At 54.7% G+C, this 26,854-nt stretch carries 25 protein-coding genes and 1 other annotated feature; of the genes, 16 read left to right on the plus strand and 9 right to left on the minus strand.

Annotated features, from left to right (window positions below):
- Positions 1 to 452: 452 nt before the first annotated feature.
- Complete coding sequence (ettA, locus tag AB1287_RS01260; RefSeq protein WP_312626012.1) at positions 453 to 2,120, minus strand: energy-dependent translational throttle protein EttA; 1,668 nt, start codon at positions 2,118 to 2,120, stop codon at positions 453 to 455.
- Positions 2,121 to 2,374: 254 nt separating this feature from the next.
- Here ettA and sltY point away from each other — a divergent pair, with 254 nt between their 5' ends.
- Positions 2,375 to 4,312: a murein transglycosylase gene (sltY, locus tag AB1287_RS01265; RefSeq protein ID WP_435616712.1), complete on the plus strand. Its 1,938-nt coding sequence runs from the start codon at positions 2,375 to 2,377 to the stop codon at positions 4,310 to 4,312.
- A gap of 87 nt (positions 4,313 to 4,399) precedes the next feature.
- Positions 4,400 to 4,729, plus strand: a complete 330-nt coding sequence (trpR, locus tag AB1287_RS01270) for a trp operon repressor (protein ID WP_312626016.1) — start codon at positions 4,400 to 4,402, stop codon at positions 4,727 to 4,729.
- Here the strand turns inward: trpR and yjjX are convergent.
- Complete coding sequence (yjjX, locus tag AB1287_RS01275) at positions 4,720 to 5,235, minus strand: inosine/xanthosine triphosphatase (protein ID WP_435616713.1); 516 nt, start codon at positions 5,233 to 5,235, stop codon at positions 4,720 to 4,722. The two genes, trpR and yjjX, sit on opposite strands and share 10 nt — an antisense overlap.
- Before the next feature lie 53 nt (positions 5,236 to 5,288).
- On the opposite strand from yjjX, the gene gpmB reads away from it, so the two are divergent.
- Complete coding sequence (gpmB, locus tag AB1287_RS01280) at positions 5,289 to 5,936, plus strand: 2,3-diphosphoglycerate-dependent phosphoglycerate mutase GpmB (RefSeq protein WP_312626019.1); 648 nt, start codon at positions 5,289 to 5,291, stop codon at positions 5,934 to 5,936.
- Here gpmB and robA read toward each other — a convergent pair.
- Positions 5,933 to 6,802 carry an MDR efflux pump AcrAB transcriptional activator RobA gene (gene robA / locus AB1287_RS01285; RefSeq protein WP_312626020.1) on the minus strand — a complete coding sequence of 290 codons (870 nt, stop codon included), beginning with the start codon at positions 6,800 to 6,802 and terminating at the stop codon, positions 5,933 to 5,935. The two genes, gpmB and robA, sit on opposite strands and share 4 nt — an antisense overlap.
- 207 nt (positions 6,803 to 7,009) lie before the next feature.
- Between robA and creA the strand changes: the two genes are divergently transcribed.
- Positions 7,010 to 7,483, plus strand: coding sequence for a protein CreA (gene creA / locus AB1287_RS01290; RefSeq protein ID WP_435616714.1), 474 nt, complete (start codon positions 7,010 to 7,012; stop codon positions 7,481 to 7,483).
- A gap of 53 nt (positions 7,484 to 7,536) precedes the next feature.
- On the opposite strand, the gene arcA is transcribed toward creA, so the two are convergent.
- Complete coding sequence (arcA, locus tag AB1287_RS01295) at positions 7,537 to 8,253, minus strand: two-component system response regulator ArcA (protein ID WP_312626023.1); 717 nt, start codon at positions 8,251 to 8,253, stop codon at positions 7,537 to 7,539.
- Between the two features lie 96 nt (positions 8,254 to 8,349).
- Between arcA and yjjY the strand changes: the two genes are divergently transcribed.
- The 7 genes from yjjY to AB1287_RS01330 all read left to right on the plus strand — a co-directional run bounded on the left by yjjY (position 8,350) and on the right by AB1287_RS01330 (position 15,137).
- Positions 8,350 to 8,490 (plus strand): protein YjjY, encoded by a 141-nt coding sequence (gene yjjY / locus AB1287_RS01300; RefSeq protein WP_086870418.1) that lies wholly within the window; start codon positions 8,350 to 8,352, stop codon positions 8,488 to 8,490.
- A gap of 399 nt (positions 8,491 to 8,889) precedes the next feature.
- Positions 8,890 to 9,576: a tRNA/rRNA methyltransferase gene (locus tag AB1287_RS01305; RefSeq protein ID WP_435616715.1), complete on the plus strand. Its 687-nt coding sequence runs from the start codon at positions 8,890 to 8,892 to the stop codon at positions 9,574 to 9,576.
- A gap of 208 nt (positions 9,577 to 9,784) precedes the next feature.
- On the plus strand, positions 9,785 to 9,853 hold the full coding sequence (locus AB1287_RS01310) for a thr operon leader peptide (RefSeq protein WP_110510873.1): 69 nt from the start codon (positions 9,785 to 9,787) through the stop codon (positions 9,851 to 9,853).
- Positions 9,792 to 9,909: a sequence feature (Thr leader region), on the plus strand. (Overlaps the previous gene by 62 nt.)
- Before the next feature lie 23 nt (positions 9,910 to 9,932).
- Positions 9,933 to 12,395: a bifunctional aspartate kinase/homoserine dehydrogenase I gene (thrA, locus tag AB1287_RS01315; RefSeq protein ID WP_435616716.1), complete on the plus strand. Its 2,463-nt coding sequence runs from the start codon at positions 9,933 to 9,935 to the stop codon at positions 12,393 to 12,395.
- Between the two features lies 1 nt (position 12,396).
- Positions 12,397 to 13,326 carry a homoserine kinase gene (thrB, locus tag AB1287_RS01320; protein WP_435616717.1) on the plus strand — a complete coding sequence of 310 codons (930 nt, stop codon included), beginning with the start codon at positions 12,397 to 12,399 and terminating at the stop codon, positions 13,324 to 13,326.
- A 3-nt stretch (positions 13,327 to 13,329) separates the two neighbouring features.
- Positions 13,330 to 14,616: a threonine synthase gene (gene thrC, locus AB1287_RS01325; protein WP_435616718.1), complete on the plus strand. Its 1,287-nt coding sequence runs from the start codon at positions 13,330 to 13,332 to the stop codon at positions 14,614 to 14,616.
- 227 nt (positions 14,617 to 14,843) lie between these two features.
- Positions 14,844 to 15,137, plus strand: a complete 294-nt coding sequence (locus tag AB1287_RS01330; protein WP_312626030.1) for a DUF2502 domain-containing protein — start codon at positions 14,844 to 14,846, stop codon at positions 15,135 to 15,137.
- Between the two features lie 38 nt (positions 15,138 to 15,175).
- Here AB1287_RS01330 and yaaA read toward each other — a convergent pair whose 3' ends face one another.
- Together yaaA and AB1287_RS01340 are read right to left on the minus strand one after the other, a co-directional pair.
- Complete coding sequence (gene yaaA / locus AB1287_RS01335) at positions 15,176 to 15,952, minus strand: peroxide stress protein YaaA (RefSeq protein ID WP_435616719.1); 777 nt, start codon at positions 15,950 to 15,952, stop codon at positions 15,176 to 15,178.
- 65 nt (positions 15,953 to 16,017) lie between these two features.
- Complete coding sequence (locus tag AB1287_RS01340; RefSeq protein ID WP_435616720.1) at positions 16,018 to 17,448, minus strand: alanine/glycine:cation symporter family protein; 1,431 nt, start codon at positions 17,446 to 17,448, stop codon at positions 16,018 to 16,020.
- A 203-nt stretch (positions 17,449 to 17,651) separates the two neighbouring features.
- On the opposite strand from AB1287_RS01340, the gene tal reads away from it, so the two are divergent.
- The 3 genes from tal (at position 17,652) to AB1287_RS01355 (ending at position 20,705) form a co-directional block, all read left to right on the plus strand.
- Entirely contained in the window at positions 17,652 to 18,605 is a 954-nt protein-coding gene (gene tal / locus AB1287_RS01345) for a transaldolase (RefSeq protein ID WP_312626035.1), read from the plus strand.
- A gap of 110 nt (positions 18,606 to 18,715) precedes the next feature.
- Positions 18,716 to 19,303, plus strand: a complete 588-nt coding sequence (mog, locus tag AB1287_RS01350; RefSeq protein ID WP_312626037.1) for a molybdopterin adenylyltransferase — start codon at positions 18,716 to 18,718, stop codon at positions 19,301 to 19,303.
- A 112-nt stretch (positions 19,304 to 19,415) separates the two neighbouring features.
- Complete coding sequence (locus AB1287_RS01355; protein ID WP_435616721.1) at positions 19,416 to 20,705, plus strand: MFS transporter; 1,290 nt, start codon at positions 19,416 to 19,418, stop codon at positions 20,703 to 20,705.
- Here AB1287_RS01355 and AB1287_RS01360 read toward each other — a convergent pair.
- The 3 genes from AB1287_RS01360 to satP form a co-directional block, all read right to left on the minus strand.
- Entirely contained in the window at positions 20,702 to 21,457 is a 756-nt protein-coding gene (locus AB1287_RS01360; RefSeq protein WP_312626268.1) for a molybdate ABC transporter permease subunit, read from the minus strand. The genes AB1287_RS01355 and AB1287_RS01360 overlap by 4 nt on opposite strands.
- Before the next feature lie 14 nt (positions 21,458 to 21,471).
- A complete protein-coding gene (locus AB1287_RS01365; protein WP_435616756.1) occupies positions 21,472 to 22,386 on the minus strand; it encodes an extracellular solute-binding protein in 915 nt (304 codons plus the stop codon).
- A 291-nt stretch (positions 22,387 to 22,677) separates the two neighbouring features.
- Positions 22,678 to 23,244, minus strand: a complete 567-nt coding sequence (satP, locus tag AB1287_RS01370) for an acetate uptake transporter (protein ID WP_312626041.1) — start codon at positions 23,242 to 23,244, stop codon at positions 22,678 to 22,680.
- Between the two features lie 296 nt (positions 23,245 to 23,540).
- On the opposite strand from satP, the gene dnaK reads away from it, so the two are divergent.
- Together dnaK and dnaJ are read left to right on the plus strand one after the other, a co-directional pair.
- The gene (gene dnaK, locus AB1287_RS01375) at positions 23,541 to 25,457 is read left to right on the plus strand and encodes a molecular chaperone DnaK (RefSeq protein ID WP_312626043.1); all 1,917 of its coding nucleotides are present in this window, start codon (positions 23,541 to 23,543) and stop codon (positions 25,455 to 25,457) included.
- Between the two features lie 86 nt (positions 25,458 to 25,543).
- Positions 25,544 to 26,677, plus strand: coding sequence for a molecular chaperone DnaJ (gene dnaJ / locus AB1287_RS01380; RefSeq protein WP_312626045.1), 1,134 nt, complete (start codon positions 25,544 to 25,546; stop codon positions 26,675 to 26,677).
- The last annotated feature ends 177 nt before the right edge of the window (positions 26,678 to 26,854 follow it).

Here is a 26,854-nt window from a genome sequence, read left to right on the forward strand (position 1 = left end):
GAATGAAGCCTGTTATGTCCACTAAAATTGCAGTTTGCATAAGATCTGGGATGTGAATAATCAACGCAATAAAGATTAACCTGGCGACGGTCTCGGACAATTACGTTGCGTGATTTAGTATTATCACTGCGTGTATTTAACAATAATTGCGTGGCCTAAAGAAATACTTTTGCACGGAATGAAAAAAATAAGAATCTTGCCAGGGTGATTTTCTGATAAATACTAACAATTAAGAATTGTTACACGTAATTACACTTCAACAATGCATGCATTGAACATCAATGTCTTTCCTTTGTAATTCTTAATGCCTGCTGGCGGTTGGGTGAAAGGAACAGGATAATCTTTGGTGCTGGATGCCGCGGCCGGAAGTCGATCCTGGTCCTGGGGAAATCATCTGCAAAGACAAAAAATATCCGCCACCCATCGGGTGGCGGATATGCAGAGCCGCCGAATTATTTGGCAATACGCTTGTACTTGATACGCTTTGGCTCAAGCGCATCGGCACCGAGGGTGCGTTTTTTGTACTCTTCGTACTCGGTAAAGTTGCCTTCGAAGAACTCCACCTTACCTTCATCCTGGTAGTCCAGAATGTGGGTAGCGATACGGTCGAGGAACCAGCGGTCGTGCGAGATGACCATTGCACAGCCCGGGAATTCCAGCAGGGCGTTTTCCAGCGCGCGCAGGGTTTCGATGTCAAGGTCGTTGGTTGGTTCATCGAGCAGCAGCATGTTGCCGCCTACCTGCAGCAGCTTCGCCAGGTGCAGACGACCGCGCTCACCGCCGGATAGCTCGCCCACGCGTTTACCCTGATCGGTACCTTTGAAGTTGAAGCGACCCACGTAGGCGCGGCTTGGCATCTCGGTGTTGCCAATCTTCATGATGTCCAGCCCGCCGGACACTTCTTCCCACACGGTTTTGCTGTTATCCATCGCATCACGGAACTGGTCAACGGAAGCCAGCTTCACGGTTTCACCCAGCTCGATGGTGCCGCCATCCGCTTTCTCCTGGCCGGACATCATGCGGAACAGGGTCGATTTACCCGCGCCGTTCGGCCCGATGATACCCACGATGGCACCTTTCGGTACGGAGAAGCTCAGGTCGTCAATCAGCAGGCGATCGCCATAGGACTTACGCAGGTTGCTGACCTCAACGACTTTATCGCCCAGACGGGGTCCAGGTGGAATAAAGAGTTCATTAGTTTCGTTACGTTTCTGGTATTCGGTGTTGTTGAGCTCTTCAAAGCGCGCCAGACGGGCTTTGCCCTTCGACTGACGGCCTTTCGCGCCCTGACGTACCCACTCCAGCTCTTTTTCAATCGACTTACGACGAGCCGCTTCCTGAGAAGCTTCCTGCGCCAGACGCTGATCTTTCTGCTCAAGCCAGGAGGAGTAGTTGCCTTCCCACGGAATGCCTTCGCCGCGGTCCAGCTCGAGGATCCAGCCTGCCACGTTGTCGAGGAAGTAACGGTCGTGGGTAATCGCCACAACGGTGCCTTCGAAGTCGTGCAGGAAGCGTTCCAGCCAGGCCACGGACTCGGCGTCCAGGTGGTTGGTCGGTTCGTCGAGCAGCAGCATGTCTGGTTTTTCCAGCAGCAGGCGACAGAGCGCAACGCGGCGACGTTCACCCCCGGAGAGGTTCGCAATTTTCGCGTCCCAGTCTGGCAGACGCAGCGCATCGGCGGCGCGCTCCAACTGCACGTTCAGGTTGTGGCCGTCGTGCGCCTGGATAATCTCTTCGTATTTGCCCTGCTGAGCGGCCAGCTTGTCGAAATCGGCATCTGGCTCGGCGTACAGTGCATACACTTCTTCAAGGCCCTTCAGGGCGTTGACCACTTCCGAAACCGCTTCTTCAACGGATTCGCGAACGGTATGCTCCGGGTTCAGCTGGGGTTCCTGCGGCAGATAGCCAATTTTGGTTCCCGGCTGCGGGCGTGCTTCACCTTCGATATCGGTATCGATACCGGCCATGATGCGTAACAGGGTGGATTTACCGGCACCGTTGAGGCCCAGTACACCGATTTTTGCGCCAGGGAAGAAGCTCAGAGAGATGTTTTTCAGAATATGACGCTTCGGCGGGACCACTTTGCCGACGCGATGCATGGTATAAACGAATTGAGCCACGTTGGACTTCGCCTCTTTTATTTTGATGAATTGGAGTCAGAGGCGAAGTGTAGCCTTTTTCACACGCTAATCCCAGCCAGGCGACCGTGATAACGATAAAGGTAAAAAAGTGTCCGCAACGTGGCGCAATTCCGGTTGTCTGATTAGCATAAAGAGAGGCTGTGGCCGTTGAGCCTTCAGGATGAAGAGATTGACCGGACACGGCTTTTTTACGCGGCATGATGCTGCATTGACACACTTTTTAAGGAGCGCATGTGGAAAATGCTAAACCCATGACGTGGCGTCTTCTGGCTGCGGGCGTCTGTCTGCTGACCGTAAGCAGTGCGGTCCACGCCGATTCACTGGACGAGCAGCGCAACCGTTATGCACAGATTAAACAGGCCTGGGACAACCGTCAGATGGACGTCGTTGCTCAACTGATGCCGACGCTGAAAGATTACCCGCTCTATCCCTATCTTGAATACCGCCAACTCACCGATGATTTGATGACTGAACCTGCGCTCAGCGTGAGTCAGTTTGTGCAGGCCAACCCAACGCTGCCCTCAGCACGCACGCTCAAAAACCGTTTTGTGAACGAGCTGGCTCGCCGGGAAGACTGGCGAGGGCTGCTGGCGTTCAGCCCGGACAAGCCCGGCACGACCGAAGCGCAATGTAACTACTACTACGCCAAATATAGCGTGGGCCAGACTCAGGATGCCTGGGCAGGTGCGAAAGATTTGTGGCTAACCGGAAAAAATCAGCCAAATGCCTGTGACAACTTATTCAGCGCCTGGCGCGCATCAGGAACCCAGGATCCGCTGGCGTATCTTGAACGTATTCGCCTGGCGATGCAGGCCGGTAATACTCGCCTGGTGACGTCGCTGGCGAATCAGATGCCGCCAGACTACCAGACTATTTCTGCGGCGGTGATAAGCCTCGCCAACAACCCAAACAGCGTGCTGAGCTTCGCTCAAAGCACCGGTGCGACCGATTTCACTCGCCAGATGGCGGCAGTCGCGTTTACCAGCGTGGCGCGCCAGGATGTGGAAAACGCCCGTCTGCTTATTCCACAGCTGGTGCAGGCGCAGAAGCTGAACGAGGATCAGACTCAGGAGCTGCGCGATATCGTGGCCTGGCGGCTGATGGGTACCGACGTGACCGACGATCAGGCCCGCTGGCGCGATGATGCCATCATGCGTTCGCAGTCGACGTCGCTGGTGGAGCGCCGCGTGCGTATGGCTATCGGCAACGGCGATCGTCGTGGCCTCAATACCTGGCTTGCGCGTTTGCCAATGGATGCCAAAGAGAAGGACGAGTGGCGCTACTGGCAGGCCGATCTGCTGATGGAGCGCGGGCGCGAGCAGGAAGCGAAAGATATTCTGCACTCGCTGATGCAGCAGCGCGGATTCTACCCGATGGTGGCGGCCCAGCGTTTGGGGGAAGAGTATCCCATTCGCGTTGAGAAGCCGGAAGGTACCGTTGCGCCGCTGTTGGTTAACGGTCCGGAAATGAACCGTGTGCGTGAGCTCATGTACTGGAACCTAGATAATACTGCGCGTGCGGAGTGGGCGAACCTGGTGAGCAGCCGGACCCGCAGCGAGCAGGGGCAGCTGGCGAAATACGCATTCGATCAGGACTGGTGGGATCTCAGCGTGCAGGCCACAATTGCCGGTAAGCTGTGGGATAATCTCCAGGAGCGTTTCCCGCTGGCGTATAAAGATCTTTTCGTTCGCTATACCGGCGATAAAGCGATCACCAAAAGCTACGCCATGGCGATTGCCCGCCAGGAAAGCGCGTGGAACCCGAAAGTGCGTTCTCCGGTGGGTGCCACGGGGCTGATGCAGATCATGCCGGGCACCGCGACGCATACGGTGAAGATGTTCGCGATTCCGGGATACGGCGGGCCGAATCAGCTGCTGGATCCTGAAACCAACATCAACATTGGTACCCGCTATCTGGAGTACGTTTACCAGCAGTTTAATAACAACCGCATCTATGCGTCAGCGGCTTACAACGCCGGTCCTGGCAGGGTAAGAACCTGGCAGGGAAACAGCGCCGGTCGCCTTGATGCCGCCGCGTTTGTCGAGAGTATTCCCTTCTCGGAAACGCGTGGTTACGTGAAAAACGTGCTGGCCTATGATGCGTACTATCGTTATTTCATGGGCGAGAAACCGCAGATCCTCACCGACGTTGAGTGGAAGCAGCGTTACTGATTTGCTTCCGGTATGTTATGCTTGTACTCGTTAAAGAGTACATTCAGCGGGCGGCCGGTGCCGTCCGCCCCAACAGGGTGGCGTAACATGACTCAACAATCTCCATACTCGGCCGAAAACGCAGAACAGCGCCACCAGGAGTGGCTCCGTTTTGTGGAGCTGATGCGCCAGGCGTTTGCCGCCGATCTGCATCTGCCGCTGCTAAATTTGATGATGACCCCGGACGAGCGTGAAGCGCTGGGTACGCGCGTGCGTATTATCGAAGAATTGCTGCGCGGTGAAATGAGCCAGAGGGAGTTGAAAAGCGAGCTCGGCGCGGGGATTGCGACAATCACCCGTGGCTCGAACAGCCTGAAATCAGCGCCAGCGGAGCTCCGCCAGTGGCTGGAGCAGGCGCTGCCGAAGACTCAGCGATAAACGGCGTTGTGAAAAGGGCTAAGCGCCAGGATCACCGCCTGATGATAAACGCTGCTGCGGGTCAGTTTGCCCGCGGTAAACACGCCAATCGCGCCTTCCTTGCGGCCAATTTCATCAATGCCCGTGTAATGTGACATAACCGGACCGAGGGCATCGCCCGCCCGCACGCGTTCAAGGATGACATCAGGAAGCGGCAGCGTTGCCGAACGCGCCTCGCCACGCTGTTCACGGCTATGGATTACCACCCAACTGAAGGTGCTTCCTTCGTCAATACCGGCTTCTATTGCTACCCAAAAGTCCGCATCTGGTCTGACAAGACGTGCATTTTCGACCCGGTTCCGTGCGCCAGCGCGCGTTTCATCACTTCCGTGAGGCTGCTCCGGTACGCCGCTCTCGACGGAAACGGCATCAATATGGCAGGATCCTTCGCCGAAGATCTCGGCAAAAGCCTGCGTAATTGCCTTAATTTTGGCGGGATTGGTGGTAGCTACGACAACATTGTGCATAATCAGTACACTTACGACAAAAAATCATCATCGCAGTATAACGGATAATTAGCATGTTACAGGTATACCTTGTTCGCCACGGTGAAACGCAGTGGAACGCCGAGCGACGTATTCAGGGCCAGTCTGACAGTCCTTTGACCCAAAAGGGCGAGCAGCAGGCCTGGCAGGTGGGAGAGCGTGTTCGCACACTCGGCATTACTCACATTATCGCAAGTGATTTGGGCCGTACGCGTCGTACCGCCGAGATTATCGCTGAAGCCTGCGGGTGTAGCGTCACCTATGATCCACGCCTGCGCGAGCTCGATATGGGCGTGCTTGAACGTCGTCTTATTGACTCCCTGACGGAAGAAGAAGAGGGCTGGCGTCGTACGCTGGTCAATGGCACGGCGGGTGGACGTATCCCGGAAGGGGAATCTATGCAGGAGCTCGGCGACAGGATGAACGCGGCGCTGAAGGATTGCCTCGAGCTGCCGGAAGGTAGCCGTCCGCTGTTGGTGAGTCACGGTATGGCGCTTGGCTGTCTGGTCAGCACCATTCTCGGCTTACCGGCTTATGCGGAGCGTCGTTTGCGTCTGCGTAACTGTTCGATTTCGCGAGTGGATTATCAGCAAAGCCCGTGGCTTGCGCCTGGCTGGATCGTGGAGACCGCAGGTGACGTCACGCATCTGGACGCCCCTGCGTTAGATGAGCTACAGCGTTAACGACGAATAGGGATCAGGTATTCGCAGCGCAGCTGAATAGGCGGTTCCTGATCCATCACGTCTTTCTCCGGGAAGAAGCGTTCGATATCCTGACCCTTACGGCGCGTCAGACCGAGCATCGGCATGCATGTGCCATACACCGTCAGCACAAATTCCTGCAAGCTGCTTCCCAGCCCTTCATAGCTGAACATCACGTATTCACCGCCTTCCAGCGTCACCGGTTGGGCATCCTGCAAATGGCCGTCAGCCATGTCGGAAGTCAGCGCGGTGGTGTAGAACACTTCCTGTTCATCGTCTCGCTCAAGGCTTGGGCGGGGTTCATGCAGACCGTAAAGCGTCGGTGGAATTGATGGTGAATTGCCGAGGAACTCGCGCCAGAACTGGCCGCGCATTTGCTGGCGGAATGCTGAAATTTCTTCCAGCTTACAGGTATAGCTCTGGGTCACGCCGACCAGATGGGTTTCCGGCAGGGTGATGAACTCATATTTTGGCATCGTAAATTCACCCAGACGCAAGGGCGGACGCATGCCGTAGGAATTCCAGTCCGGCGAGCGACGATAGAGCGCTGGCGTCAAATTGAACTGCTTTTTGAACGCGCGGGTGAAGGTTTGCTGCGAGTCAAACCGGTATTGCAGGGCAATATCCAGAATCGGACGTGCGGTGAGGCGCAGGGCGACAGCTGATTTGGACAGACGACGGGCGCGAATGTAGGCGCCGATAGCGTGACCGGTAACGTCCTTAAACATTCTTTGCAGGTGCCACTTGGAATAGCCCGCTTTTGCCGCCACGTTATCCAGAGACAAAGGTTGGTCGAGATGCCCTTCAAGCCAACTAAGAAGATCGCGAATAATCCCAGCCTGATCCATATAATGTCCTCATCCTTTCGCAAGTGCCTGTAACTAGGGTAGCGGATAGTAGCACTTTTTGATGTTTTAGCATTCGGTGTTTTTTTTGCTCAAAAGTGCGATCAAAGATTCGAAACGAGGGTGATTTTTGTAAAGCTGTGATCTATAAACACTTTCTTCTTCATTCTCGAATAATGGCTTAATGGCACGTTCAGAAATGGTAACAATATGAAATACAAGCAATTAATTACGGGTTTCCTGCTCGCGCTGGCAGGAAGCGCGGCTCACGCGGAACAGATTGGCTCCGTCGATACGGTGTTCAAGATGATCGGCCCGGATCACAAGATTGTCGTCGAGGCATTTGACGATCCGGACGTGCAGAATGTCACTTGCTATATCAGCCGGGCGAAAACGGGCGGTATTAAAGGCGGGCTGGGTTTGGCGGAAGATACCTCTGACGCGGCAATCTCCTGTCAGCAGGTTGGGCCGATTGAGCTCAGTGAGAAAATTAAGAAAGGTAAAACTGAAGGTGAAGTCGTCTTCCAGAAACGCACTTCGCTGGTGTTTAAGAAACTGCAGGTGGTGCGGTTCTATGATGCCAAACGGAACGCGCTGGTGTACCTGACCTACTCGGACAAAGTGGTTGACGGTTCACCGAAAAATGCCATCAGTGCGGTGCCAATCATGCCGTGGAATAAGTAAAGGGCGAAAAAAAACGGCGCCTGGCGCCGTTTTTCATCAACAATTCGGAACGATTATTCCTGCAGCTCACCGCAGAAACGGTAACCTTCGCCGTGAATCGTGGCGATGATTTCCGGCGTATCCGGCGTGGATTCGAAGTGTTTACGGATGCGACGAATGGTCACGTCAACCGTACGGTCATGCGGCTTCAGCTCGCGGCCCGTCATTTTCTTCAGCAGTTCAGCGCGTGACTGGATCTTGCCCGGGTTTTCGCAGAAGTGCAGCATGGCGCGGAATTCACTGCGCGGCAGCTTGTACTGTTCGCCGTTAGGACTGATCAGCGAGCGGCTGTTAATATCCAGCTCCCACCCGTTGAACTTGTAGCTTTCCACGCTGCGACGCTCTTCGCTCACGGTACCGAGGTTCATGGTACGGGAGAGCAGATTACGTGCACGAATGGTCAGTTCACGAGGGTTGAATGGCTTAGTGATATAATCGTCTGCGCCGATTTCCAGGCCGAGGATTTTATCGACTTCGTTGTCACGACCGGTCAGGAACATCAGGGCGACGTTGGCTTGCTCACGCAGTTCACGCGCCAGCAGCAGGCCATTTTTGCCCGGCAAATTGATATCCATGATGACCAGGTTGACATCATTTTCAGACAGGATCTGATGCATTTCCGCGCCATCGGTGGCTTCGAACACATCGTAACCTTCTGCTTCGAAAATACTTTTTAACGTGTTGCGTGTTACCAACTCGTCTTCAACGATAAGAATGTGCGGGGTCTGCATGTTTGCTACCTAAATTGCCAACTAAAATCGAAACAGGAAGTACAAAAGTCCCTGACCCGCCTGCTGCATGTCGAAAATTAACATGCCAGGCATAACATGACTAAAGTACGTAATTGCGTTCTTGATGCACTTTCCATCAACGTCAACAACATCATTAGCTTGGTCGTGGGTACTTTCCCTCTGAACCCGACAGTGTCAAAAACGGCTGTCATCCTAACCATTTTAACAGCAACATAACAGGCTCAGAGATGGCTGACACCCAATAAAACTACGCTTCGTTGACATATATCAAGTTCAATTGTAGCACGTTAACAGTCTTGTGAAATCCTCGCATCTAAATGCTAGCGTTTGTCACAAAATTTCAACAACTCAATTGATTGCAATCATAAACTGATTAGCAGAATGAATCCAAAAGAGGAGTGGTAACCTGGATTCAAATACCCTGACAGAACATGATGATATATAGCTTCTGTTAACATATGCCCTCAGAGGATTCTCAAGTAATAGTTTAGTCTTATTGATATGTTATGAAACACCATTTCGGCGTTTTTTGTTGCAACTAAGTAAATTCGCGGCGCGCAATATGATGATGTGCATCACATTGTGGTCGTTACAGAGTAAAAAAGAGAAGATTACATGCGCTTATCAATTGTGCTGGTTTCGCCAGCAAGAGCCGAAAATATCGGTGCGGCAGCCCGGGCTATGAAAACCATGGGCTTTACGGAGATGCGAATCGTCGACAGTGAGGCGCACCTTGAACCTGCGGCACAATGGGTGGCTCATGGCTCCGGTGATATCCTCGATAACATCAAAACCTTCCCGACGCTGGCCGATGCTTTGCACGACGTTGATTTCACCGTCGCAACCACGGCCCGCAGCCGTGCCCGGTTCCATTATTACGCGACGCCGCAGGAACTGGTGCCTATCCTTCAGGAAAAGTCACAGTGGATGGGCCATGCCGCGCTGGTGTTTGGCCGTGAAGACTCCGGGTTAACCAACGACGAACTGGCTCTCGCAGATATACTCACCGGTGTGCCGATGGTGGCTGATTATCCGTCGCTGAACCTGGGGCAGGCCGTGATGGTCTTCTGCTATCAGCTTTCGGCGCTTACCCAAATGCCCGCTGCGCCCGTGCCAGAAAATAATGAAAACCAGCTGCAGGCTTTGCGGCTCAGAGTAATGGCGTTGCTCTCAAAACTTCAGGTTGCTGATGACATGAAGCTTGCCGACTGGTTACAGCAGCGTCTTGGCCTGCTTGGCCAACGTGACACAGCTATGCTGCACCGTTTGCTGCACGATATCGAAAAAAATATCGCCGACTAACGTGCTGCCGTAAGTTTTTCTTATGGATATATCTGCTGTCTCCTGGATTGCTGCCAGAGAATGTGAGGGATTAACAGCGCTTAAGGGGCGAAGCCTGATTGGGTGACAAAACGTGACGAATGTAAAAATTCGTTGACTTAACCAGGCCAATCCTTTAACCAATATAGGCAGACGACAGACAAGTAAAATAACAGAGCACACAACATCCATGATTCGCATCAGCCGCATGACAACCATTATTACCACCACCATTACCACAGGTATCGGTGCGGGCTGACGCGTACAGGAAAAACAGAAAAAAGCCCGCACCTGAACAGTGCGGGCTTTTTTTTCGACCAAAGATCAAGGGGTAAACCATGCGAGTCTTGAAGTTCGGCGGTACATCAGTGGCAAATGCAGAACGCTTTCTGCGCGTTGCCGATATTCTGGAAAGTAATGCCAGGCAGGGGCAGGTGGCTACCGTGCTTTCTGCCCCGGCCAAAATCACCAACCATCTGGTCGCGATGATTGAAAAAACCATTGGCGGTCAGGATGCCCTCCCGAATATTGCTGATGGTGAACGTATTTTTGCTGACCTGCTTCAGGGGCTGGCCGATCTCCAGCCCGGTTTTCCTCATGCCCAGCTCAAAGGTTTTGTTGAGCAGGAGTTTGCCCAGATCAAACATGTGCTGCACGGCGTGAGCCTTCTGGGCCAGTGTCCTGATGGCGTCAACGCCGCGCTGATTTGCCGCGGTGAGAAGCTGTCCATCGCCATTATGGCAGGCCTGCTCGAAGCGCGCGGACACAAAGTCAGCGTGATTGACCCGGTCGAAAAACTGCTTGCCGTCGGTCACTATCTTGAATCCACTGTCGATATTACGGAATCCACCCGTCGCATTGCAGCGAGCCAGATCCCGGCAGATCATATGATTCTGATGGCGGGCTTTACCGCCGGGAACGACAAAGGCGAGCTGGTGGTGCTGGGCCGTAACGGGTCTGATTACTCTGCTGCCGTGCTCGCGGCCTGTTTGCGTGCGGACTGCTGTGAAATCTGGACCGACGTGGACGGTGTATACACCTGCGACCCGCGCCAGGTGCCGGACGCGCGCTTGCTGAAATCCATGTCCTATCAGGAAGCAATGGAGCTTTCCTACTTCGGCGCAAAGGTGCTGCACCCCCGCACGATCGCGCCCATCGCTCAGTTCCAGATCCCTTGTCTGATTAAAAATACCGGCAATCCACAGGCGCCGGGCACGCTTATCGGCGCCAGCCACAACGAAGACGGTCTGGCGGTGAAGGGCATTTCTAACCTGAACAATATGGCGATGTTCAACGTCTCAGGCCCGGGCATGAAGGGAATGGTTGGCATGGCGGCCCGCGTCTTTGCCACCATGTCTCGCGCCGGGATTTCTGTCGTGCTGATTACCCAGTCTTCTTCTGAATACAGCATCAGCTTCTGCGTGCCGCAAAGCGACAGCGGACGCGCAAAGCGGGCTATGGAAGATGAGTTTTATCTCGAACTGAAAGAAGGGTTGCTGGAACCGCTGTCCATCATGGAGCGTCTGGCGATTGTCTCCGTTGTCGGCGATGGTATGCGCACTCTGCGCGGCATTTCGGCGAAATTCTTTGCGGCACTGGCTCGCGCTAACATCAACATTGTGGCCATTGCTCAGGGCTCTTCAGAGCGTTCCATTTCCGTTGTGGTAAACAACGATGATGCCGTTACCGGTGTACGCGTTGTTCACCAGATGCTGTTCAACACCGATCAGGTCATTGAAGTGTTCGTGATTGGCGTCGGCGGCGTCGGCGGTGCGTTGTTGGAGCAGCTGAAGCGCCAGCAGGGCTGGCTCAAGAATAAGCACATCGACCTGCGCGTGTGCGGCGTGGCTAACTCCCGCGCGTTGCTGACCAACGTCCACGGCCTGAATCTGGAGGAGTGGAAAAGCGAGCTGGCAGAAGCCAAAGAGCCGTTTAATCTGGGCCGGTTGATTCGCCTGGTGAAAGAGTATCACCTGCTGAACCCGGTGATTGTTGACTGTACCTCCAGCCAGGCCGTGGCCGATCAGTACGCTGATTTCCTGCGCGAAGGCTTCCACGTCGTAACGCCAAATAAAAAGGCGAATACCTCGTCGATGAACTACTATCACGAGCTGCGTCAGGCGGCGGCGGGGTCGCGCCGTAAATTCCTGTATGACACCAACGTTGGCGCAGGCTTACCGGTCATTGAGAATCTGCAAAACCTGCTGAACGCGGGCGACGAGTTGCAAAAATTCTCCGGCATTCTCTCCGGCTCCCTTTCGTTTATTTTCGGTAAGCTTGACGAAGGCATGAGCCTTTCACAGGCGACGACAATGGCGCGTGAGATGGGTTATACCGAGCCAGACCCGCGGGACGATCTGTCCGGCATGGACGTGGCGCGTAAGCTGTTGATTCTGGCCCGTGAAACAGGCCGCCATCTTGAACTAAGCGACATCGTTGTGGAATCCGTTCTGCCGGAAAGCTTCGATGACAGCGGCGATACCGACAGCTTTATGGCGCGCCTGCCGCAGCTCGACGATGAGTTTGCCGCGCGCATTGCCAAAGCTCGTGATGAGGGTAAAGTGCTGCGCTACGTCGGCAATATTGAGGACGATGGCGTGTGCCGGGTGAAAATTACCGAAGTGGACGGCAACGATCCCCTGTATAAAGTGAAAAACGGCGAGAACGCGCTGGCGTTTTACAGCCACTATTATCAGCCGTTGCCTCTCGTGCTGCGCGGTTACGGTGCGGGTAACGACGTGACTGCTGCCGGGGTCTTCGCTGACCTGTTACGCACCTTATCCTGGAAGTTAGGAGTTTAAGATGGTGAAAGTCTATGCCCCGGCCTCCAGCGCCAATATGAGCGTGGGGTTTGATGTGCTGGGTGCGGCGGTAACGCCGGTGGATGGCACGCTGCTTGGTGACAATGTGGAAGTGGTGGCCGCAGATGCCTTCAGCCTGAAGAACATCGGCCATTTTGCCAGCAAGCTGCCGGTTGAACCGCGGGAAAACATTGTTTATCAATGCTGGGAGCGCTTTTGTCAGGAAATTGGCAAAACCGTGCCCGTTGCGATGACGCTCGAAAAGAATATGCCGATCGGCTCTGGCCTCGGCTCCAGCGCCTGCTCGGTGGTTGCCGCGCTGGTGGCAATGAACGAATATTGCGGCAAGCCGCTTAACGATCACAAAATGCTTGCGCTGATGGGCGAGCTGGAAGGGCGCATTTCCGGCAGCGTGCATTACGATAACGTCGCGCCGTGCTTCCTTGGCGGCATTCAGCTCATGCTTGAGGAAAGCGGCATTATCAGCCAGCAAATTCCGGCCTTTGACGAGTGGCTGTGGGTGCTTGCCTATCCGGGAATCAAAGTCTCAACGGCGGAAGCTCGTGCGATTCTACCGGCGCAATACCGTCGTCAGGACTGTATCGCCCACGGTCGCCATCTGGCTGGATTTATTCATGCCTGTTACAGCCGCCAGCCGGCGCTGGCAGCGAAACTGATGAAAGATGTTATCGCTGAGCCGTACCGCACCAAACTGCTGCCGGGCTTCGGCGAGGCGCGCCAGGCGGTGGCGGAAATTGGCGCTCTGGCGAGCGGCATTTCGGGATCGGGGCCAACGATGTTCGCGCTGTGCGACAACCCGGCCACCGCCCAACGAGTCGCAGACTGGCTCAGTAAACACTATCTGCAAAATCAGGAAGGCTTCGTTCATATTTGTCGGCTGGATACAGCGGGCGCACGCGTAGTGGGATAACCGATGAAACTGTATAACTTAAAAGATCATAACGAACAGGTCAGCTTCGCGCAGGCCGTGACGCAAGGGCTGGGTAAAAATCAGGGCCTGTTCTTTCCGCACGATTTGCCAGAATTCAGCCTGACTGAAGTTGATGAGATGCTGAAGCTGGATTTCGTTTCCCGCAGCGCCAAAATTCTGTCGGCGTTTATCGGCGATGAAATTCCGCAGAGTGAGCTGGAAGCCCGCGTGCGTGCGGCGTTTGCCTTCCCGGCTCCGGTGAAAAAGGTGCAGGAAGATGTCGGCTGCCTGGAGCTGTTCCACGGCCCGACGCTGGCGTTTAAAGATTTCGGCGGCCGCTTTATGGCGCAAATGCTGACGCACATCAGCGGCGAAAAGCCTGTCACAATTCTGACGGCTACCTCCGGTGATACCGGCGCGGCGGTTGCTCATGCGTTTTACGGCCTGAAAAACGTGCGCGTTGTGATCCTCTACCCGAACGGCAAAATCAGCCCGTTGCAGGAAAAGCTGTTCTGTACGCTCGGCGGCAACATTGAAACCGTAGCGATTGACGGCGATTTCGATGCCTGCCAGGCGCTGGTCAAGCAGGCCTTCGACGACGAAGAGCTGAAAGCTGAGCTGGGCCTGAACTCCGCTAACTCGATTAATATTAGCCGTCTGCTGGCGCAGATTTGCTACTATTTCGAAGCCGTTGCGCAGCTGCCGCAGGAAGCCCGTAATCAGCTGGTGATTTCCGTCCCCAGCGGAAACTTTGGCGATTTGACGGCGGGCCTGCTGGCAAAATCGCTGGGTCTGCCGGTGAAACGCTTTATTGCCGCCACCAACGCCAACGACACCGTGCCGCGTTTCCTTCAGGAAGGCAGCTGGAAGCCGAAGGCTACTCAGGCAACGCTATCCAACGCCATGGACGTCAGCCAGCCAAACAACTGGCCGCGAGTGGAAGAATTGTTCCGTCGTAAAGTGTGGCGCCTGAGCGAACTTGGCTATGCGGCGGTGGATGATGAAACCACCAAAGCGACGATGCGCGAACTGCAAGACGAAGGCTATATTTCTGAGCCACACGCAGCCATTGCTTACCGCGCGCTGCGTGACCAGCTGAACCCAGGCGAATATGGCCTGTTCCTCGGTACCGCACACCCGGCTAAGTTCATCGAGAGCGTAGAGGCGATCCTGGATACCAAACTGCCATTGCCAAAAGCGCTGGCGGATCGCGCAGATCTGCCGCTGCTCTCTCATCATCTGCCAGCCGACTTTGCGGCGTTGCGTAAGCTGATGATGGAAAAAGCGTAACGTTCGTTTCAGGGCTCAAAAGAAACCGGGTTAGCCTCGCGCGACCCCGGTTTTTTTATGGCTGAAAAGTGGAGAAATTACGGAGGGAATAAGCAGGAAATGCGCAGGAATTCCCATAAAATGCGGGCACTTAGAGATTAGGATTGCGGAGAATAACAAGTCCGCTTCCTGACGGTTACTCTCATTCCATCGACCCATAACGGGCAAAGTTGTGAAAGGAGTAACCTATGTCAAACCTGAAACCTGTACTACTGGCGCTTTCAATGATGCTGGTGGCTCCGGCGGTGGTGCACGCCTCTGAAATTACGCTGGTGCCGGCAGTGAAACTGCAGATTGGCGATCGGGACAACCGCGGCAACTACTGGGATGGCGGCCACTGGCGCGATCATGGCTGGTGGAACAATCACTACGAGCGCTACAACAATCACTGGCGTCCACGCCCGGGGCCGCATTATGACCATCATGACGATCGCCACGATCATCACGACGATCATCATGACAACCACGGCTGGCACCACTGACTTTTCAGCCCCTCACCCGCTGTGGGTGAGGGGCGTTTTCACTTCTGTTCGTGGCGCTTAAACACCAGTTCTTCGTGGGTTGAGGCGTCTTCGTCAAAGAAATAGCCTTCGCTGTCAAATCCCTTCAGCTGTTCCACCGTGGTCAGACGGTTTTCAATGATGTAACGGCTCATCAGACCGCGCGCCTTTTTGGCGTAGAAGCTGATGACTTTGAACTTGCCGTTTTTCTCATCGAGGAACACCGGCTTGACGATCTGTCCGTTCAACGCTTTCGGCTTCACCGCGCGGAAGTATTCGTCGGATGCCAGGTTAATGACGATATCGTCGCCCTGAGCCTTTAACGCTTCGTTCAGCTTGTTCGTGATGACCTCGCCCCAGAAGTGATAGAGATCTTTGCCTTTGGCATTTTCAAGTCGAATGCCCATTTCAAGGCGATACGGCTGCATCAAATCGAGTGGACGAAGCACGCCATACAGGCCGGAAAGCATGCGCAGATGCTGCTGGGCAAAATCGAAATCTGCTTCGCTGAACTCTTCCGCCTGCAAACCGGTGTAAACATCGCCTTTGAAGGCGAGGATCGCCGGGCGTGCGTTCTGCGGCGTGAAATCCGGGTGCCAGTCGTGGAAGCGGGTGGCGTTGAGATCCGCGAGTTTGTCGCTGATGCTCATCAGCTTGCCAATCTGGGGCGCAGTGAGTTTGCGCGCGACGGCAATCAGCTGCTGGGAGTAGTCCAGCAGCTCGGGATGGGTGTAGCGCGATGTTGGCAGCTCGCTTTGATAATCAAGCGTTTTAGCAGGAGAAATCAGAATCAGCATAGTCAGTCCTTCCGGGCATTTTTCGAGACTTTAGCAAAAAATGGCCCGGAAGGGATCGATGGCTGCTATTGGCGTGGCACATCATCCCAACTACCGGCTGCCAGCTGCCGCTCGATTTCCGGGTAGCGTGCCGGGTCAAACACCGGTTTTACCCCAAGCTTGCGTTGACGCAGGTAATCGCTGGCGATGATGCGCACCACTGGCGAAAGCAGCAGGATGGCGGTCAGGTTAGTGATAGCCATCAGTGCCATGATGATATCCGCGAACTGCCACACCACCGACACGCTCAGCAGCGTGCCCAGCATTATCATCAGCAGGGTGATGCCCCTCAGCAGCCAGACGTTGCGAGGCGTGTTCATCCGCAGATAAATCAGGTTGTTCTCAGCGTAAATATAGTTGGCGACAATAGAAGTGAACGCGAACAGCATGACGATAACCGCGACGAATTCTGCCCCCCAGCCCCCGGCAAAATTCATCATCGCCTTTTGCACCAGCTGAATGCCATTGACCGTGGCGTGAGTGGATTCATTCCCGGCGAGCAATACGACAATTGCCGTGGCCGTGCAAATTACCAGCGTATCAATCAGCACGCCAATCATCTGCACGATACCCTGAGCTGCCGGGTGTGGTGGCCATGACGCCGCTGCCGCTGCTGCGTTAGGCGTCGAACCCATGCCCGCTTCGTTGGAGAACATGCCGCGCTGAAAACCCGCGGTCAGCGCCTGGCTGATGGTATATCCCACCGCACCGGAAGCCGCTTCCTGCCAGCCAAAGGCGCTGCGAAAAATGGTTTCGATAATCGCCGGAATTTCATTGAGGTGCCAGAGGCTTATCAGGACGCTGGCGGCGACCCAGGTCAGTGCCATTACCGGTACCATCCACTGCATCAGCTTCGCCACGCCCCGCAACCCGCGAACGATAATCAGCAGCGTTAAGGCCATGAGCGCCAGCCCGGTGACGTACCCGGGTAAATTAAACGCGAAGTGCAGGGCCTTCGAAACGGAATTGGCCTGCACGACATTGAAAATCAAACCATAGGCGAGCAGCAGGAAAATAGAGAACATCACGCCCATCCAGCGCATCCCGAGGCCACGGGACATATACCAGGCCGGGCCGCCGCGAAATTGTCCGTTGGCGTCGCGCTCTTTGTAGAGCTGGGCGAGTGAGCACTCGGCAAAGCTGCTTGCCATGCCGATAATCGCTGACATCCACATCCAGAATATCGCGCCTGGACCCCCTGCCGTAATGGCTATGGCTACCCCGGCGAGATTGCCGCTGCCGACACGGGCCGCAAGGCTGGTGCAAAGCGCCTGAAAGGAGGTCAGGCCGTCTGGCTGCGGAGAGACGCTGCGCTGAAGGCTTTTGCGAAAATGGCGAAGATAGCGAAACTGGATATACCCCGTTCGCCAGGTAAACCACACCCCGGCGCCGAGCAGCAGGTAAATCATTACCGAGCCCCAGAGTATGTCATTGATAAAAGAGAGAAACTCAGGCATTTAATGTCCTTCTTCGATGCCAAAGACCAGTGTAAGCGCTACCATTTTTTAGACAATCCATTATCGGGTAGCCAGCGAATAATCTGAGTTTATCATACTCTGCGCTCTTGTTCCGTCCGCGGTTGCGCTGACACCGGGGCGTGATATCATCGTGAGCAGACCGGTTACATCCCCCTAACAGCTGTTTAAAGAGAAACACTATCATGACGGATAAATTGACCTCCCTGCGTCAGTACACAACCGTAGTGGCTGACACCGGAGACATCGCGGCAATGAAGCTGTATCAGCCTCAGGATGCGACAACCAACCCTTCTCTGATTCTGGGCGCGGCTCAGATCCCGGAATACCGCAAGCTGATTGATGAAGCGATTGCCTGGGCGAAAGATCAGAGCAGCAACCGCGAGCAGCAGATTGTTGACGCGACCGACAAGCTGGCCGTGAACATCGGTCTGGAGATCCTCAAGCTGATCCCTGGCCGTATCTCTACTGAAGTTGACGCGCGTCTCTCCTACGACACCGAAGGCTCTATCGCCAAAGCAAAACACCTGATCAAGCTGTACAACGATGCGGGCATCAGCAACGACCGTATTCTGATCAAGCTGGCTTCCACCTGGCAGGGCATCCGCGCCGCCGAGCAGCTGGAAAAAGAAGGCATCAACTGTAACCTGACCCTGCTGTTCTCCTTCGCTCAGGCTCGTGCTTGCGCAGAAGCGGGCGTGTTCCTGATCTCCCCGTTTGTGGGCCGTATCCTCGACTGGTACAAAGCCAACACGGATAAGAAAGAGTATGCTCCGGCAGAAGATCCAGGCGTGGTATCCGTATCTGAAATCTACAGCTACTACAAACAGCACGGCTATGAAACCGTCGTGATGGGCGCAAGCTTCCGTAACGTTGGCGAGATCCTGGAACTGGCTGGCTGCGATCGTCTGACCATCGCGCCTGCGTTGCTGAAAGAGCTGGCCGAAGCTGACGGTGCCATCGAGCGTAAACTGGTTTACACCGGTGAAGTGAAAGCGCGTCCGGAACGCATTACTGAATCTCAGTTCCTGTGGCAGCACAACCAGGATCCAATGGCGGTAGACAAACTGGCGGAAGGTATCCGTAAGTTTGCTATCGACCAGGAAAAACTGGAAAAAATGATCGGCGACCTGCTGTAATCATATTCCGCGTGGCCGGGCTCCCGGCCACCTATTCCCGCCTTCGTTTGTCTCCCTTTCCTTTCTGCGTGTATCATTCCGCTTAACCGCCTTTTTTTAACGGAATTGATATGAATACTCTTCGCATTGGCCTTGTTTCCATTTCCGATCGCGCCTCAAGCGGCGTTTACCAGGATAAAGGCATCCCTGCGCTGGAAGCCTGGCTTGCTCGCGCACTGACTTCACCCTTCGAATTGCAGACGCGGCTGATCCCGGATGAGCAGGCGATCATTGAGCAGACGCTGTGTGAGCTGGTGGACGAAATGAGCTGCCATCTGGTGCTGACCACCGGTGGCACCGGGCCTGCGCGCCGCGACGTGACGCCAGACGCCACGCTTGCGATTGCCGATCGTGAAATGCCGGGCTTCGGTGAGCAGATGCGCCAGATTAGCCTGCACTTTGTACCGACGGCGATCCTGTCCCGCCAGGTGGGTGTGATTCGTAAACAGGCTTTAATCCTCAATCTGCCGGGCCAGCCAAAATCCATTCAGGAAACGCTCGAAGGCGTGAAGGATGAAAACGGCAAGGTGTTGGTGCACGGTATTTTTGCAAGTGTACCGTATTGTGTACAGCTTCTTGAGGGGCCGTACGTGGAGACAGACGAGCAGGTGGTTGCGGCATTCCGCCCTAAAAGCGCCCGCCGTGAAACAATCTCCTGAAGATAGTGTATTTATGACATAACCTTTGTGGGCCACGGATTGACCGATGATTTACGCTGTAGTAATTTTTTCTTTACGAAAACTGTAAATCAATTAAAACAAATGGCCCGCTATGTCCTCTTCTGCAAGACCTCTCAACCGACAGGATTATAAAACCCTGACGCTGGCCGCCCTCGGCGGCGCGCTGGAGTTTTATGATTTCATCATCTTCGTTTTCTTTGCTGCGGTCGTCGGCGAGCTTTTCTTCCCGGCCGATATTCCGGAATGGCTACGCCAGGTGCAGACCTTCGGCATCTTCGCAGCTGGCTACCTGGCTCGTCCGCTGGGTGGCATCATCATGGCGCACTTCGGCGATCTGGTTGGTCGCAAGAAAATGTTCACCCTGAGCATTCTGCTGATGGCGGTGCCAACGCTGCTGATTGGCTTGCTGCCAACCTACACTTCGGTGGGCATCGTAGCACCTCTGCTTTTACTGTTGATGCGCGTGCTCCAGGGGGCCGCTATCGGCGGTGAAGTGCCTGGAGCATGGGTGTTTGTGGCCGAGCACGTGCCCACACAGCGTATTGGCATTGCCTGCGGCACGCTGACGGCTGGTTTAACGGTAGGCATTTTGCTGGGATCTGTCGTGGCAACGCTTATCAATACCAGCCTGACTCAGCAAGCTATTCATGACGGCGGCTGGCGAATTCCTTTCCTGCTCGGCGGCGCTTTCGGCCTGGTGGCGATGTATCTGCGCCGCTGGCTGCAGGAGACGCCGATCTTTCTTGAGATGCAGCAGCGCAAGCAGCTGGCGCAGGAGCTGCCCGTGAAATCGGTAGTCGTGAAGCATCAGAAGGCGGTGGTCGTGTCGATGCTGCTGACCTGGCTGCTGTCGGCGGGGATTGTGGTGGTGATTTTGATGTCGCCGGTGTGGCTGCAAAAGCATTACGGTTTTGCGCCTGCGCTGACGCTTCAGGCCAACAGTCTTGCGACCATTATGCTGTGTGTGGGCTGTTTGCTGGCGGGGCTGGCGGTCGATAAATTCGGTGCGAGCCGTACCTTTATTATTGGCAGCCTGCTGCTCGCGGCCTCGAGCTGGGCGTTCTATCACCTGGCAGCTCTCTCTTCTGCCCATCTTTTTATGCTGTACGGCTTAGTGGGGCTGTGCGTCGGCGTGGTGGGAGCGGTGCCGTATGTGATGGTCAGATCGTTTCCGGCAGAAGTGCGGTTTACCGGAATCTCGTTTTCATACAACGTTTCCTACGCGATTTTTGGCGGGCTGACGCCTATTGCGGTCACGCTGTTGATGGGCGTCTCGCCGATGGCACCTGCCTGGTACGTGCTGGCGTTGTCGCTGGTGGGGTTGGTGTTAGGCTTCTGGCTACGCCAGAAACCGGTAGAGGTCAGGTTGCTGGCTCGCTAGCGACGTTGCTCCCTTGCCGCCCGTTTGCCCAGTACGAAGCAGACCATCGGCAGGGGAAGCGTCACGATAAGTAGCATCCACAGCAGGGTATAGACCGCATCCACGCCGTCGTTTTGCAGATTGGTATAGAGCTTCACCGGAATACCCTGCGGGAAATAAGCAAAGATCATCACTATGCCAAATTCCCCCACCGCGCGGACCCAGGCGAGCGTTACGGCGGAGGCCAGCCCGGGTAATGCCAGCGGTAGCGTCAAAAAGCGAAAACGATTCCAGCCTGATGCGCCCAGCGTTTGCCCCGCTTCAAGAATGCTTTTCGGTACCGTAGCAAAGGCGGATCGCGCCACGACGATAAAGTAAGGCAGGGCACCATAAACCTGCGCCAGCACAAACGCGGCCGGGTTGTTGACGAGCGTTGCGCCAAGCACTGAAAGCCACCGACCAAAAACGCCGTAGGGCCCGAACGCCGAGACCAGCAAAATCCCCATTGCTAGCGGCGGCGTCAGAAGTGGGATCATCACCAGCAGTTCGCCGATTATCCGTTTACGTCCGCTGGCTTGCGACAACCACCACGCCACCGGGACGCCGATCAGGATAATGATCCCCAGCGCCAGTAACCCCAGCCCCATTGAAATCGCGATGGCGTTGTCGTCCCGCCAGGCTAGCTGCAAATGGCGCCAGGGCGTGACGCTAACCAGCGTAATAAAGGGAATACTCAGCAGCAGAATGGCGGGCAGCGAAAGCCAGCCCGCAATCCAGCCCGGACGTCTTAGCGCGCGTATACGCTACCTCCTTTCGGTTCAGCGTAACCAAACTCTTTGAACAGTTTATGACCTTCTGCACCCTTCATAAATGTCACGAATTTCTGACCCTGTGCCACACCATTTGGTGCATTTTTCAGTACCGCTGCGTAGAACACCATTGGCTGGGTGTGGAGCACTTGATCCTGACCTTTGCCGTCCTTGATAGTGAAACTGACGGTGTCATACCACTGTTTCGCCATCGCCGGGTTGCTCAGGTTGATCTCGTCCGGCAGGGCAATATAAGGCAAATGAGCCGAGCGCACTTCGCTCTCGTAGCCAGCCGCGGCATCCACCTGACCACTCTCAAGGCGCGCCAGCAGGCCGCCTTCCTGGTGTGTCTGTTCCGGGTTTTGCAGCGAACCTAAAATCTTATCGGCGATGCCAGGCATCTTGTAGTATTTCTCGGCCAGCATCAGGCTGAAGACAATATTCTGCCCTTTAGGATCAACGTAAGGATCAGTACGGCCAAAGGAGACATCTTTCTGCGCCAGCAGGTTCAGCCATGAACCGTCTTTCTTCTGGCCGGTTTGTTCAAACTGAGCGGCATGTTTGCCCTTAGGGCTGTAGGCTATCACCATGCTGGTGCTGGCGACCGGGACGGCATCATCGATGAGCCCCGCATCTTTGAGGATTTGCATCGGCCCCGGGGTAATGGAGACGAACACGTCAGCCTCAATCTTGTGGCTGGCCAGCAGGCGTGCCATGCCATAGGCACCTTGTCCCTGACCCTGGTACTCGCCGTTATCCACTTTGGCAAATGCCGGACCTAACCCCTGATCCATTACCTTACCCATTGAACCGGCGTAAGTTACGCGAATATCTTTCGCCAGCGCCACGGACGATATTTGCAGCAGCGCAACCGCCGCCAGGGTGTATTTCATTTTTCCATTAGCCATAAAATTATCTCGTTATATATTATTTTGTATAACGAGTGTCCTGGAAAGAGGCGGCGATGACAATGTCTGAAAGGGCATCGTTGAGATTAGGTTGATAAAACGCAATAAGCCGGAGAGGTTCCCGGCTTATTGGTTAGTGCGAAGGGAAATGCCCAGGATAAGGCGCGTGCCAGGCTGCCTATCGTCCAAAAGACCAGCCTCTACAATGTATCTTTATTGGCGACAAATTACAGAATAGAGAGACGCGCCTGTGGGAGCAGGCACGTCGAGGGGCGATCAGTCTTTTGCACCAATCGGCAGGATGGTGCGGCCAAACTGCTCGTTCAGTACTTCACCCATCGCCAGCCAGATAGCGCTTGCGCCGCAAACCAGACCAATCCAGCCTGCAATGTGAACGATGCTTTCGTTATCCGCCAGGTGGCCAATCGCCAGCAGGGCAAACAGTACGGTCAGACTCAGGAACACGAACTGCAGCATGCGCGGGCCAGTCAGGGTACCGAAGAACATGAACAGCGTGAACACGCCCCACAGGCCCAGGTACATGCCCAGGAAGTGCGGGTTAGACGCTTCTGCCAGGCCCATTTTAGGCATGATCAGAATTGCGACCAGGGTCAGCCAGAAAGAACCGTAAGAGGTAAAGGCGGTCAGACCGAAGGTATTGCCTTTTTTGTACTCCAGCAGGCCTGCAAAAATCTGCGCCAGTCCACCGTAAAAAATACCCATCGCCAGAATGGCGGTATCAAACGGGAAAAGACCGCTGTTTGTCAGGTTCAGCAGAATGGTGGTCATGCCGAAGCCCATCAGTCCCAGCGGTGCCGGGTTAGCCAACTTAGTGTTGCCCATATTTCCTCAAAAAATTCATTAATAAAGGGGAAAAAGTAAAACCCTCGCGCCAATCCTCAGGCAGCGGGGCGCGGCATAATAATCAGAGCCGTGCCTGCCGTCTATGATCTGAGCAGGGTGATTTTAAAAAATTTTTTCGCTCTCCCCCTTGATGCCCCATCTAACGACCCCATCTTGTATGCAACCGCAGTGGTGAGCCTGAAAAAAAACGTAGCGGGGCGCTTGAAACAGCACATTTCGCCCTTATTACAGGTTCACAACCACATGTTGATCGAATTTTTAGTGGAGACGTTTAGATGGGTAAAATTATTGGTATCGACCTGGGTACTACCAACTCTTGTGTAGCGATTATGGATGGCACTACTGCACGTGTGCTGGAGAACGCCGAGGGCGATCGCACCACGCCTTCTATTATTGCTTATACCCAGGACGGTGAAACTCTGGTTGGTCAGCCGGCTAAACGTCAGGCCGTGACAAACCCGCAAAACACCCTGTTTGCAATCAAACGCCTGATTGGCCGTCGCTTCCAGGACGAAGAAGTGCAGCGTGATGAAGCTATCATGCCGTACAAAATCGTGGCAGCCGACAATGGCGACGCATGGCTGGACGTAAAAGGCACCAAAATTGCACCGCCGCAGATTTCTGCTGAAGTGCTGAAGAAAATGAAGAAAACCGCTGAAGATTATCTGGGCGAGCCAGTGACTGAAGCTGTTATCACCGTACCGGCTTACTTCAACGATGCTCAGCGTCAGGCGACCAAAGATGCCGGCCGTATCGCCGGTCTGGAAGTGAAACGTATCATTAACGAACCAACCGCAGCCGCGCTGGCTTACGGCCTGGATAAAGAAGTCGGCAACCGCACCATCGCGGTATACGACCTGGGCGGTGGTACTTTCGATATCTCTATCATCGAAATCGACGAAGTTGACGGCGAGAAAACCTTCGAAGTTCTGGCAACCAACGGTGATACTCACCTCGGTGGTGAAGACTTCGACAGCCGCCTGATCAACTACCTTGTTGAAGAATTTAAGAAAGATCAGGGCATTGACCTGCGTAACGACCCGCTGGCGATGCAGCGCCTGAAAGAAGCCGCAGAAAAAGCGAAAATTGAGCTTTCTTCTGCTCAGCAGACCGACGTTAACCTGCCGTACATCACCGCAGACGCGACCGGTCCAAAACACATGAACATCAAAGTGACTCGCGCGAAACTGGAAAGCCTGGTCGAAGACCTGGTAAACCGTTCTATCGAGCCGCTGAAGGTTGCACTGCAGGATGCTGGTCTGTCCGTGTCCGATATCCAGGACGTTATCCTGGTCGGTGGTCAGACTCGTATGCCAATGGTGCAGAAGAAAGTGGCTGAGTTCTTCGGTAAAGAGCCACGTAAAGACGTGAACCCGGACGAAGCTGTTGCTATCGGCGCAGCGGTTCAGGGCGGCGTGCTGACCGGTGATGTGAAAGACGTTCTGCTGCTGGACGTTACCCCGCTGTCGCTGGGTATCGAAACCATGGGCGGCGTGATGACAGCGCTCATCAACAAAAATACCACCATCCCGACCAAGCACAGCCAGGTGTTCTCTACTGCTGAAGATAACCAGTCTGCGGTAACCATCCACGTGCTGCAGGGTGAGCGTAAGCGTTCCGGCGATAACAAATCTCTGGGTCAGTTCAACCTGGATGGTATCAGCCCGGCTCCGCGCGGTATGCCACAGATCGAAGTGACTTTCGACATTGATGCTGACGGTATTCTGCACGTGTCCGCGAAGGATAAAAACAGCGGTAAAGAGCAGAAGATCACCATCAAGGCGTCTTCCGGTCTGAATGAAGAAGAAATTCAGAAAATGGTTCGCGAAGCAGAAGCCAACGCTGAGTCTGACCGCAAGTTCGAAGAGCTGGTTCAGACCCGCAATCAGGGCGACCATCTGCTGCACAGCACCCGTAAGCAGGTTGAAGAAGCAGGCGAACAGCTGCCGGCTGAAGACAAAACCGCTATCGAGTCTGCGCTGACCGAGCTGGAAACTTCTCTGAAAGGTGAAGACAAAGCCGATATCGAAGCGAAAATGCAGGCGCTGGCCCAGGCTTCTCAGAAGCTGATGGAAATTGCTCAGCAGCAGCATGCACAGCAGCAGGCGGGTTCTGCTGACGCTTCTGCGAACAACGCGAAAGACGACGACGTTGTCGACGCTGAGTTCGAAGAAGTGAAAGATAAAAAATAATCGCCCTGATGCAGGGTAATTAACTGGCACGGGCGTCGGAGTTTACTCCACGCCCGTGCTCGCATGTTAAGGGCAGATAAAGAAACATGGCGAAGAAAGACTATTACGAGATTTTGGGCGTTTCCAAATCAGCGGAAGAGCGTGAAATCAAAAAGGCTTACAAGCGCCTGGCGATGAAGTTTCACCCGGACCGTAACCAGGGAGACAAAGAAGCCGAAGCCAAATTTAAAGAGATCAAAGAAGCCTACGAGGTCCTGACCGATGCGCAGAAGCGTGCGGCCTATGATCAGTACGGCCATGCGGCCTTTGAGCAAGGTGGCATGGGCGGCGGCGGCGGATTTGGCGGCGGCGCTGATTTCAGTGACATCTTTGGTGATGTGTTCGGCGATATCTTCGGCGGCGGGCGTGGTCGTCAGCGTGCTTCACGCGGCGCGGATCTGCGCTACAACATGGATCTGACGCTGGAAGAAGCCGTTCGCGGCGTGACCAAAGAAATCCGCATCCCGACGCTGGAAGAGTGCGACGTGTGCCACGGCAGCGGTGCGAAAGCGGGCAGCAAACCACAGACCTGTCCGACCTGTCACGGTCAGGGTCAGGTGCAGATGCGCCAGGGCTTTTTTGCCGTGCAGCAGACCTGTCCACACTGTCAGGGTCGCGGCACGCTGATTAAAGATCCGTGCCACAAATGCCACGGTCATGGTCGCGTCGAGAAGAACAAAACCCTGTCTGTGAAGATCCCGGCAGGCGTTGATACCGGTGACCGTATTCGCCTGGCAGGCGAAGGCGAAGCAGGTGAACACGGTGCGCCAGCAGGCGATCTGTACGTTCAGGTGCAGGTGAAACAGCACCCAATCTTTGAGCGCGAAGGCAATAACCTGTACTGCGAAGTGCCGATTAACTTTGCAATGGCTGCACTCGGTGGCGAAATCGAAGTCCCGACGCTGGACGGTCGTGTAAACCTGAAAGTGCCGGGTGAAACGCAAACCGGCAAGCTGTTCCGCATGCGCGGTAAGGGTGTTAAATCCGTTCGCGGTGGCGCACAGGGCGACCTGCTGTGCCGTGTCGTTGTCGAGACGCCGGTCAGCCTCAACGATAAGCAAAAACAGCTGCTGAAAGATTTGCAGGAAAGCTTTGGTGGCCCAACGGGCGAGAAAAACAGCCCGCGTTCCAAAAGCTTTTTCGACGGTGTGAAGAAATTCTTCGATGATTTAACCCGTTAACTCGTCTGAGATCGCTTTACGCTAAACAGCCCGGTCGTATGTATGGTCCGGGCTTTTTTATGCCTGTCTTTTATTGCTCGATAAAAACGAGCTAAAATGCAGTGATAATCTGTTTTTAACGAATCTTTGTGGCCGTTATTATGGTTTTATCGATGTATTAATGAATAAGAGAGAGTA

Source organism: Scandinavium sp. UTDF21-P1B (assembly GCF_040750395.1).
GTDB lineage: Bacteria > Pseudomonadota > Gammaproteobacteria > Enterobacterales > Enterobacteriaceae > Scandinavium.

Excerpts from the sequence above, each read along its gene's own strand:
- trpR (WP_312626016.1), top strand. The coding sequence starts at position 4,400 with ATGACTCAACAATCTCCATACTCGGCCGAAAACGCAGAACAGCGCCAC.
- yjjX (WP_435616713.1), bottom strand. The coding sequence starts at position 5,235 with ATGCACAATGTTGTCGTAGCTACCACCAATCCCGCCAAAATTAAGGCA.
- gpmB (WP_312626019.1), top strand. The coding sequence starts at position 5,289 with ATGTTACAGGTATACCTTGTTCGCCACGGTGAAACGCAGTGGAACGCC.
- robA (WP_312626020.1), bottom strand. The coding sequence starts at position 6,802 with ATGGATCAGGCTGGGATTATTCGCGATCTTCTTAGTTGGCTTGAAGGG.
- creA (WP_435616714.1), top strand. The coding sequence starts at position 7,010 with ATGAAATACAAGCAATTAATTACGGGTTTCCTGCTCGCGCTGGCAGGA.
- arcA (WP_312626023.1), bottom strand. The coding sequence starts at position 8,253 with ATGCAGACCCCGCACATTCTTATCGTTGAAGACGAGTTGGTAACACGC.
- yjjY (WP_086870418.1), top strand. The coding sequence starts at position 8,350 with ATGACTAAAGTACGTAATTGCGTTCTTGATGCACTTTCCATCAACGTC.
- AB1287_RS01305 (WP_435616715.1), top strand. The coding sequence starts at position 8,890 with ATGCGCTTATCAATTGTGCTGGTTTCGCCAGCAAGAGCCGAAAATATC.
- thrA (WP_435616716.1), top strand. The coding sequence starts at position 9,933 with ATGCGAGTCTTGAAGTTCGGCGGTACATCAGTGGCAAATGCAGAACGC.
- thrB (WP_435616717.1), top strand. The coding sequence starts at position 12,397 with ATGGTGAAAGTCTATGCCCCGGCCTCCAGCGCCAATATGAGCGTGGGG.
- thrC (WP_435616718.1), top strand. The coding sequence starts at position 13,330 with ATGAAACTGTATAACTTAAAAGATCATAACGAACAGGTCAGCTTCGCG.
- AB1287_RS01330 (WP_312626030.1), top strand. The coding sequence starts at position 14,844 with ATGTCAAACCTGAAACCTGTACTACTGGCGCTTTCAATGATGCTGGTG.
- yaaA (WP_435616719.1), bottom strand. The coding sequence starts at position 15,952 with ATGCTGATTCTGATTTCTCCTGCTAAAACGCTTGATTATCAAAGCGAG.
- AB1287_RS01340 (WP_435616720.1), bottom strand. The coding sequence starts at position 17,448 with ATGCCTGAGTTTCTCTCTTTTATCAATGACATACTCTGGGGCTCGGTA.
- tal (WP_312626035.1), top strand. The coding sequence starts at position 17,652 with ATGACGGATAAATTGACCTCCCTGCGTCAGTACACAACCGTAGTGGCT.
- mog (WP_312626037.1), top strand. The coding sequence starts at position 18,716 with ATGAATACTCTTCGCATTGGCCTTGTTTCCATTTCCGATCGCGCCTCA.
- AB1287_RS01355 (WP_435616721.1), top strand. The coding sequence starts at position 19,416 with ATGTCCTCTTCTGCAAGACCTCTCAACCGACAGGATTATAAAACCCTG.
- AB1287_RS01365 (WP_435616756.1), bottom strand. The coding sequence starts at position 22,386 with ATGAAATACACCCTGGCGGCGGTTGCGCTGCTGCAAATATCGTCCGTG.
- satP (WP_312626041.1), bottom strand. The coding sequence starts at position 23,244 with ATGGGCAACACTAAGTTGGCTAACCCGGCACCGCTGGGACTGATGGGC.
- dnaK (WP_312626043.1), top strand. The coding sequence starts at position 23,541 with ATGGGTAAAATTATTGGTATCGACCTGGGTACTACCAACTCTTGTGTA.
- dnaJ (WP_312626045.1), top strand. The coding sequence starts at position 25,544 with ATGGCGAAGAAAGACTATTACGAGATTTTGGGCGTTTCCAAATCAGCG.